At 67.5% G+C, this 8,316-nt stretch carries 8 protein-coding genes; 3 read left to right on the top strand and 5 right to left on the bottom strand.

All coding sequences use genetic code 11. The features are described 5' to 3' along the window. Nucleotides 1-366 precede the first annotated feature (366 nt). Entirely contained in the window at nt 367-1,650 is a 1,284-nt protein-coding gene (gene tyrS / locus A5663_RS20590) for a tyrosine--tRNA ligase (RefSeq protein WP_068153562.1), read from the bottom strand. Between the two features lie 18 nt (nt 1,651-1,668). After that, on the bottom strand, nt 1,669-2,280 hold the full coding sequence (locus tag A5663_RS20585; protein WP_068153560.1) for a DNA-3-methyladenine glycosylase: 612 nt from the start codon (nt 2,278-2,280) through the stop codon (nt 1,669-1,671). 60 nt (nt 2,281-2,340) lie between these two features. Between A5663_RS20585 and A5663_RS20580 the strand changes: the two genes are divergently transcribed. The 3 genes from A5663_RS20580 to A5663_RS20570 are packed head-to-tail and all read left to right on the top strand — an operon-like array spanning nt 2,341 to nt 4,487. Continuing rightward, nucleotides 2,341-3,114, top strand: a complete 774-nt coding sequence (locus A5663_RS20580) for an ABC transporter ATP-binding protein (RefSeq protein WP_068153558.1) — start codon at nt 2,341-2,343, stop codon at nt 3,112-3,114. Next, nucleotides 3,039-3,866 carry an ABC transporter permease gene (locus A5663_RS20575; protein ID WP_082974284.1) on the top strand — a complete coding sequence of 276 codons (828 nt, stop codon included), beginning with the start codon at nt 3,039-3,041 and terminating at the stop codon, nt 3,864-3,866. The genes A5663_RS20580 and A5663_RS20575 overlap by 76 nt, the downstream gene beginning before the upstream one ends. Before the next feature lie 6 nt (nt 3,867-3,872). After that, nucleotides 3,873-4,487 carry a TetR/AcrR family transcriptional regulator gene (locus A5663_RS20570; protein ID WP_068153554.1) on the top strand — a complete coding sequence of 205 codons (615 nt, stop codon included), beginning with the start codon at nt 3,873-3,875 and terminating at the stop codon, nt 4,485-4,487. On the opposite strand, the gene A5663_RS20565 is transcribed toward A5663_RS20570, so the two are convergent. The 3 genes from A5663_RS20565 to A5663_RS20555 all read right to left on the bottom strand — a co-directional run bounded on the left by A5663_RS20565 (nt 4,470) and on the right by A5663_RS20555 (nt 8,220). Continuing rightward, nucleotides 4,470-4,697 (bottom strand): Trm112 family protein, encoded by a 228-nt coding sequence (locus tag A5663_RS20565; RefSeq protein ID WP_068153552.1) that lies wholly within the window; start codon nt 4,695-4,697, stop codon nt 4,470-4,472. The two genes, A5663_RS20570 and A5663_RS20565, sit on opposite strands and share 18 nt — an antisense overlap. 6 nt (nt 4,698-4,703) lie before the next feature. After that, on the bottom strand, nt 4,704-5,126 hold the full coding sequence (locus tag A5663_RS20560; protein WP_231976853.1) for a hypothetical protein: 423 nt from the start codon (nt 5,124-5,126) through the stop codon (nt 4,704-4,706). A gap of 124 nt (nt 5,127-5,250) precedes the next feature. Next, nucleotides 5,251-8,220, bottom strand: coding sequence for an acyl-CoA synthetase (locus A5663_RS20555; RefSeq protein WP_068153547.1), 2,970 nt, complete (start codon nt 8,218-8,220; stop codon nt 5,251-5,253). Nucleotides 8,221-8,316: the final 96 nt, after the last annotated feature.

Here is an 8,316-nt window from a genome sequence, read left to right as displayed (position 1 = left end):
AAAACAGGGCATGGCAAAAAACAACAACAAACAAAAACCACCAAACACACTATTGAGTTCTCAAACAACACACCCGCACGGCCGCGCGACTAGCCCGCGGCTTTGAAGCCGCGTACTCGTAGTGCGGACGCTCAGGAACCCACCGAAGTGGGGCTTCCCTCTGGGAGCCGCCGCGCTCTTCGGGCTGGGCCCGTGTCGCAGCGACGAATCAACAAGTTACGTGAGGGAAACTTGGGAGTCAAATGGCCTGATAGAACGGGTTTTTCAAGATGAAGCCCGTCACGCGCACCGGGGTGCGTTGACTCCCAACGAAGTGTCCAACGCGGCACGCGCCGACATTGTTCCCGCCGCGGCCGAGAAGCTTTTTCAGCCGATCCGTTCGATGCCCGCGATGTTGCGCTTGCCGCGGCGCAGCACGAGCCAGCGGCCGTGGAGGAAGTCGGCCGGCTGCGGAGCCCAGTCTTCACTGTCGATCCGGGCGTTGTTGACGTAGGCGCCGCCTTCGGCGACGGTCCGCCTCGCGGCCCCTTTACTGGGTGACAATCCGCTCGCCACCAGAAGGTCGACGATGCCGTCGGCGCCGCCCGGTTTCAGCTCGGCGACCTGATTGTTGCTGGCCTCGCGCAGCGCCGCGGCCAGCGTTGACTCGTCCAGCGCGGTCAACTCGGCGCGGCCGAACAGCGCCTGGCTGGCGTGTTCGACGGAGCGCGTCGCCGCGTCGCCGTGCACGAGTGTCGTCAGCTCACGTGCCAGTCGCCGCTGCGCCGCGCGTTCGTGGGCGCGCTCGTCGGTGGCCTGCTCCAGCTCAGCCAGTTCTTCGGGCGGAAGGAAAGTGAACCATCGCAGGTAGCGCACGACGTCGGCGTCGGCGGTATTGAAAAAGTACTGGTACCAGGCGTACGGGCTGGTCATCTCGGGGTCGAGCCACAGGCTGCCGCCGCCGGTCGACTTTCCGAATTTCTTGCCTTCTGAGTCGGTGACCAACGGCGTGGTCAGTGCGTGAACGCTCGCGCCGTCCTGCTGCCGGACCAGCCTGACCCCGGCGATGATGTTGCCCCACTGATCCGAGCCGCCGATCTGTAAGGAGCAGCCGTAGCGTCGGTGCAGCTGAACGTAGTCATTGGCTTGCAGCAGCATGTAGCTGAACTCGGTGTAGGAGATTCCCTCCCCGTCCAGGCGCCGCCGCACGGTGTCGCGGTCGAGCATCACGTTCACCGAGAAGTACTTCCCGACGTCGCGCAGGAACTCGATGGTCGAGAGCGGACCGGTCCACGACAGGTTGTTCTCCACCACCGCGCCCGCCGGGGAGTCATCGAACTCGACGAAGCGCTCGAGCTGACCGCGTATCCGGTCGGCCCAGTCCGCGACGGTGTCCGCGGTGTTCAGCGTTCGTTCCCCGGTATCGCGAGGGTCGCCGATCATGCCGGTGGCACCGCCTGCCAGGACGATCGGCCGATGCCCGGCCCGCTGAAAACGGCGCAGAGTCAACAGCGGAATGAGGTGGCCCGCATGCAAGCTCGGAGCGGTCGGGTCAAAGCCGGAATACACCGTGATGGGCCCGGCGGCCAGCGCCTCGGCCAGCGCCTCGCGGTCGGTGGACTGCGCGATCAGCCCGCGCCATTCCAATTCGTCGAGGATCGACGTACCCATGCGTGCGATCTTTCCGTACTAGTCGCTTGCACCGGGAGTCGGTGCCCGTGGGCTGCGCCGGTAGGCCGACACCTCGGGCCGGCCCGCCAGCCACAGGCGCCACGGCCGGTCGGCGGCCTTGCTTACGCCGACCCGTGGGCCTGCCGCCGCGACGTACTGCTCGCCGAGCGTCAGCTGAACCGGGCTGTCCGGGTCGAACAGGTCGATTCCGTTGTCCTCCATGATGATTCCGAGCGCTGCGCAGAGGTTGCCCGGTCCCCGCGCCAGTGCGGCGGGACGAACCGACTCGCCGCGCCGGGCATGGGCGGCGCCGAGGCCGGACTCCACCGCGGCCGCCCTGAGCAGGACGGCACCGGCGACGCCGTCGGTTGCGCAGACGACGTTGGCGCACACATGGATCCCATGGCTGCGGTAGGTGTACAGGCGTCCGGGCGGGCCGAACATCACCCGGTTCCGCGGCCCGGGGCCGCGGTAGGAATGAGCGGCCGCATCGGGCCACGGGCCGTCGGGCGGGCCGCCATAGGCCTCGACCTCGACGACCATCGCGCTCACGCCACGCGCGGTGAGGTCAGCACCGAGCAGGCGGCGGGCAGCGGTCAACGGGTCGACCGACAAGAGTTCAGCAGTCACCGCTCACGCATCCTACGGAGACCATTGACAGGGCTGACTCAGGCGGAGCATATTCATCACATGATGACTTCATCAGATGATGAATTCTCTCGAAGCGCCGCCACACCGGCCGTCGCGATCGAAAGCCTGAAGGTGGTGCGTGGCAAGCGCCTCGCACTCGACGACATCAACCTGCGGATCGCACCGGGGACGATCACCGGGCTATTGGGGCCTTCCGGATGCGGTAAGACGACCTTGATGCGCAGCATCGTCGGCACCCAGATCATCACCGCGGGCACCGTGACGGTGCTCGGCGAGCCGGCCGGCTCGGCGGCGCTTCGGCACCGCGTCGGCTACGTCACCCAGAACCCCACCATCTACGACGACCTACGCGTCATCGACAACGCCCGCTACTTCGCCGCGCTCTACGGCGCCCCGCCCGAAGCCGCCGACGACGCCGTGGCCGCCGTCGGGCTCACCGACCATCGAACGGCGTTGTGCGCCAACCTCTCCGGCGGTCAACGCACCCGTATTTCGCTGGCGTGCGCCTTGGTGTCCCAGCCGGACCTGCTGGTCCTCGACGAACCGACCGTCGGCCTCGATCCCGTGTTGCGCGTCGACCTGTGGGAGCAGTTTCACCGGCTGGCCGCCCGGGGCACGACGCTGATCGTCTCCAGCCATGTCATGGACGAGGCCGATCACTGCGGCGACCTGCTGCTCATGCGTGAGGGCCGACTGCTTGCCCAGACCACACCCGCAAAGCTACGAGAGGACACCGGATGTCAGTCACTGGAGGAAGCGTTTCTCTCAGTCATCAGGCACAGCACCGACGCTCCCCGGGCCGAGGCCGGCTGAGCCCGCAGGCGTATCTCGCCACCACGGGTCGCATCCTGCGTCAGCTGGCGGCAGACCATCGGAGCGTCGCGATGATCTTGGTCGTGCCGAGTCTGGTCATCACGCTGCTCTACTTCATGTTTCCCGACGACCCGCACCGGCCCGGCGTACCGTCCGCATTCAACACCGCATGCTTGGTCATGCTCGGGGTGTTCCCACTCGTGGTGATGTTCCTGATCACGTCGATCACCATGCAGCGCGAACGGGTTTCGGGCACGCTGGAGCGAATCCTGACCACTCCCCTGCGCCGGATCGACCTGCTCGCCGCGTACGGCACCGCGTTCTCGATCGCGGCTGCGGCGCAGGCGACGCTCGCGTGCATAGTCTCGTACGTGTTCCTCGGCCTACACACCGAAGGCAGCCCGGTGCTGGTGTTCACCATCGCGATCATCAACGCGGTGCTCGGAGTGGGCCTCGGCTTGTTGTGTAGTGCGTTCGCGCGCACCGAGTTTCAGGCCGTGCAGTTCATGCCCGTGGTGATCATCCCGCAGCTTCTCCTGTGCGGCATCATCGTGCCCCGCGCGGCGCTGCCCGAATGGCTGCAGTGGATCAGCAACGTACTGCCGGCAAGCTACGCTCTGGAGGCGCTGCAACAGGTCGGCGCGTACGCCGAGCCGACCTTCACCGTGGTGCGCGACATCGCGGTGGTCGTCGGGTTCGCGATCGCAGCGCTCTGCCTCGCGGCCGCCACTCTTCGACGCAGGACACCGTAGCCACCGTTGACCACCAACGCAGAACGCAAGCGCCCGGGCCGTCCACCCGGCCCGTCGGACACCCGTGAGCGCATTCTGTCCAGCGCACGGGAGTTGTTCGCCCGCAACGGAATCGACAAGACCTCGATTCGCGCCATCGCCACGGCCGCGGACGTCGACCCCGCGTTGGTGCACCACTACTTCGGGACGAAGACCCAGCTGTTCGCGGCGGCCATCCACATCCCGATCGACCCGATGCAGGTCCTCGGTCCGCTGCAGCGGGTCCCGGTCGAGGAAATCGGTCACACCTTGCCGTCGCTGCTGTTGCCGCTGTGGGATTCGGAACTGGGCAAGGGGTTCATCGCGACGCTGCGCTCCATTCTGGCTGGCAACGACCCGTCGCTGGTGCGGTCGTTCCTGCAGGACGTCGTCACGAAGGAGGTCGGTTCCCGCGTCGACGACCCGCCCGGCACCGGACGGCTCAGGGTGCAGTTCGTCGCCAGCCAGTTGGTGGGTGTGGTGATGGCCCGCTACATCCTCGAACTCGAGCCGTTCAAATCGTTGCCGGTGGAGCAGATCGTCGAGATCATCGCGCCCAACCTGCAGCGTTACCTCACCGGCGAGCTACCCGGCTTGGCCTGACGCGCGGTCCAGCATCCGTTGGTGTTCCGCGTCGTCGGTGACGGCGACAGCCTCGTCGATCAACAACACCGGGATGCCGTCGTCGATGCGGTAAGCCCGGCGCAATCGCGGGTTGTAGAGATACTCGGGTGAGTCCGCATCGACGAGCAGCAGCGGCCCGCGGTCCTGCGGACACACCAGGATCTCGAGAAGTTTCGAGTCGAGCGCCACGACGGATCAGCCGACCGGCATCGTCATGCCGGGGATGACGGGCACATTGCCGGCGACGGGTTTGTCGGCCGCGGCCTGAGCGGCACGCGCCTGCAGCTTCCGCTGATAGGCCAGTGTTTCCTTGAGCGCTTCAACGAGCGGCGTCTGGTTCGGCCGGTGCGCGAGCGCGTTTTGAATAGCGAGCTTGTTGGCGTTCGACGGACGGAATCCCTGTGCCCGAAGCTTCATCACGTCGTCGATGAGCTGGGAGAGTTGGCCACCTCCGTCGCCCTGCGCGTACTCGTTCTGAATGATCGCGAGTGCTTGGTCCGCCGTCATCGTCACCTGGTCGACTTCTTGCTTGCAGTCCTCACCGGTGCACGACTTCGGGTCCGTGGGCTGCGCGGTCGCGTTCGGCACAGCGAGACCGGTCAACAGCGTGGCGGCCACTGCGGCAGCGGCAACGCTGCTCACGAAGAGGCGAGGCGTTGCGGTTCGCGATGTCATCAGTCCTCCAGCTCAGTGGCGACAGGCCGCCAGCGGGAGCCTAACAGCGCCCCGACCAGGCGGCAGGTCAACCTCGGTCGCCGTCGACGAGCTCGGAGCGCACCGCCACGGTCAGCCGCTTGTACCGATTCGTATCGGGGTCGAGGTACCAGGCGTTACGCGACGGCTTAGGCACGCCTTCGGCCCGCAGCGGGCTGACCAGCGGTCGGTACGACGCGCTGAGCGCCATCCTCGACACCACGTGAACGATGTCGGGTGGGTTCCCGACGGCGAGGTCGGCCAGCGCCTCGGAAAGATCGGCCGACGGGATACTGCCGCCGGGGCGCAGTTCCAGCGCGGTGACGGCCAACTGGCGGTCCTTGCCCTGCACGCCGTAGGTGACCGCGAGGTCGACGGCACCGAGGCAGCTGACCGCATCGTTGACGGTCGACGCGTAGACGCAGCCCCGGTCGGTGTGGATTACCGTTGCCCGGTTGTCGACGAGCCAGTAGTCGCCATCGGTGTCGCGGCGGAACAGGTACTCCGTCGACACCCACGTGTCGGCGGGAGCGAAGACCCCGCGCTTCACCGACGCCGTCGGGTCGACCGGACCGCGCGGGCGGGCGAGCAGGACTCCGACCTCGTCGGCGTCGGCCCGCCGCACAAACCCGCGGTCGTCCTCCAGGATCAGGTCCTCTTCGGGGTCGTACGCCGCCAGTTCGAGTTCACGTCCGCCCGGCAGCGGGCGGCCCTTGCTGCCGATCTTGGCGCCGGAGACGTTGGCCAGCACCGCCTGCCCGTCCGTGGTCGCGAAGAACTCGACGACGTTCGCCGGCTCGAATATCTCGACCACGCGTTTCCACAGCCCGGTCGGCATGCCCGAACCGATGAACAGGCGCACCGGGTGGCTGCCGTGCAAAGAGAAGGCCGGGTCGTCGATGACGTCGCGGAGCATGGCCCACGTGTAGGTCACCACGGTGACGCCGTACTGCCGGATCTCGTTGACGAACCGGTCGGGCCGCAGACCGCGGGACAGCGCGATCCGTGAGCCGCCGACGGCGGCACCGCCCAGCGCGACGAGCAGCCCGGACTGGTGGTGCAACGGGGTCAGGCAGTAGACCGTGTCGGCGCGGCTGAGGTTGGCCGCCGACGCGGTCCCGAACGCCGAGATCGCCCAGCGGGCGTTGGTGATTTGCCGGGCGACGAGTTCGCCGCCGGTCGAACTGAAGCCGACGAACGCGAGGTCGCGCGCCAGGCCGGGATTCGGTCGGTACCAGCCGGGCAGTTCGACCTCGTCCGGGTCGATCTTCTCCATGTCGATGACGTCGGCGTCGGCCGGGACGTCGAGGTCGCGAGACTCGCCGCCGCCGAGCACCAGCACCCGCATGTCGAGTTGGCGGGCGGCCTGCAGGTTGCTCGGGTCGGCGATGATGTCCGACACCGAGCCGAGCCGGGCGGCGGTGGGCAGATCGGCGTCGGGCGGCATCAGCACCGCCACCGCGCCCAGCCGCGACAGCGCCGCGATCGCCACCAGCGCACTGGGGCGGGTCTCCATCAGCACACCGACGTGCGCGCCCTGGCGGACACCGACCTCGATGAGACCGCGCACGACGTTGTTGATGCGACGGTCCACGGCTTCGTAGGTGTGCACCCGGCCGTCGAACAGAAGGCAGTCCCCGCCGGGAAGGTCGCGGGCCTGCTCGGAGAGGATCCGGCCGAACGAGATGCGGGTGTGCTCGTTGATCTGGCCGAGCCTGGCCAGCCTCGGCAGCGTGCGGGCCGTCTCGACGGCCAGCGCCCGGGCGGACTTGTTCGCGCCCACGACCGCATCTGCCGCCGAGCGGGCGAGAGTCCACGCCATCTCGGTGGCCGCGGCGGTGCTGTGCGCGATCCGCGACGTGAACGACACGCCCGTTTCGTTGCGTTCCGCCTGCTGCAGCGGCATCGTGCACACACCGTCGGGCCGCTCCCCCCCGCCATCGATCCATTTCACCCATTGCGCGACCGTCGGCCACGTCTGAGTGGATGCTTTCGAGCCGACGACGAGGCCGAAATGCCCGGCGCGAATACAGAATTCGTACACATCAGCCTTGGGGGCGGCTCGCTTGATACCTCGCACGGAGGCCGGCTGGCCGATGTCGTCCACCTCGCCGACGACGGCCAGCACCGGACATTCGATGTCCGACAGCGTGACCAGGTCACCGTGAATGGAGAAGCCGCCGCTCATCATCCGGTTGTGGGCGATGAACTGCTTGAGCAGTTCGGCGATCGCGGGACCCGACCAGGCGATCCAGCCTTCGGAGGCCAGGAACCGGCGCTGCTGCTCGCGCGGCAGCAACGCTTCGCGGTCGTGCAGCTGGCGCAGGAAGTCGAAGCGCGACTGCGCGGTCTTGATCGGGTCGAGCATCTGGAAGCCGGTCCGTGCCAGCCAGCCGGGAATGTCGATGCGGTTGAAGACGTGATCGGCCATGAAGTCCGCAGCCGCGGGCGCGATGCTGGCCGGCATGTTCATCGGCAGCGCCGCCAGCGTGTCGACCGGCGCTCCGAACGCGACGATGCTGGCGAGGTCCTTGCTGCGGCGATAGGCCGCGGTCTGGTAGGCGAACATGCCGCCCTGGGAGTAGCCGGCCAGGTGCACGTCGCGGCCGGTGACTTCCTTGACGGTGTCGATGGCCTCACTCAGGGCCACGACGTGATCGGCGAGCGTGCGTTCCATGCCGCCCTCGACCTTGTCTGGCGAGCCGAAGTCGATGACCCAGGGATCGATACCCGCCTTGTGCAGGATGCCCACGGCGCCGTCGTCGCGCGTGACGTCCCACATGTCGGCGGCCATCATCATCGGGTGCACCATCAGCACCGGCGGACCGGGCGGCTTGGCGCCGGGCCTGGTGTCGGGCGGGAAGTAACGCCGCAGCCGGTACATCGGCACGCTCTGGATGATCTGGAACGGCGAGGGAACGGCGCCGGTTTCCAGTCCGCCGTAGCGCAGCACTTCCAGCCCGTTCTGGGCGGTGGCCACCAACCGTCCGACCGGTCTGGTTATCGCCGACAGATCCACCGCACGCTCCCCTTCAAGCCGACGCAATCCCCCGATTGCCCACGTCATCATGGCACAGCAACCGGTGTGCGAGGGCCGACCTATCATCGGCGGCTG

The organism is Mycobacterium sp. E740 (genome assembly GCF_001672895.1).
In the GTDB taxonomy this organism is placed as follows: domain Bacteria; phylum Actinomycetota; class Actinomycetes; order Mycobacteriales; family Mycobacteriaceae; genus Mycobacterium.
This window is presented reverse-complemented; position numbering and strand designations above follow the sequence as displayed.

Excerpts from the sequence above, each read along its gene's own strand:
- tyrS (WP_068153562.1), bottom strand. The coding sequence starts at position 1,650 with ATGGGTACGTCGATCCTCGACGAATTGGAATGGCGCGGGCTGATCGCG.
- A5663_RS20580 (WP_068153558.1), top strand. The coding sequence starts at position 2,341 with ATGATGACTTCATCAGATGATGAATTCTCTCGAAGCGCCGCCACACCG.
- A5663_RS20575 (WP_082974284.1), top strand. The coding sequence starts at position 3,039 with ATGTCAGTCACTGGAGGAAGCGTTTCTCTCAGTCATCAGGCACAGCAC.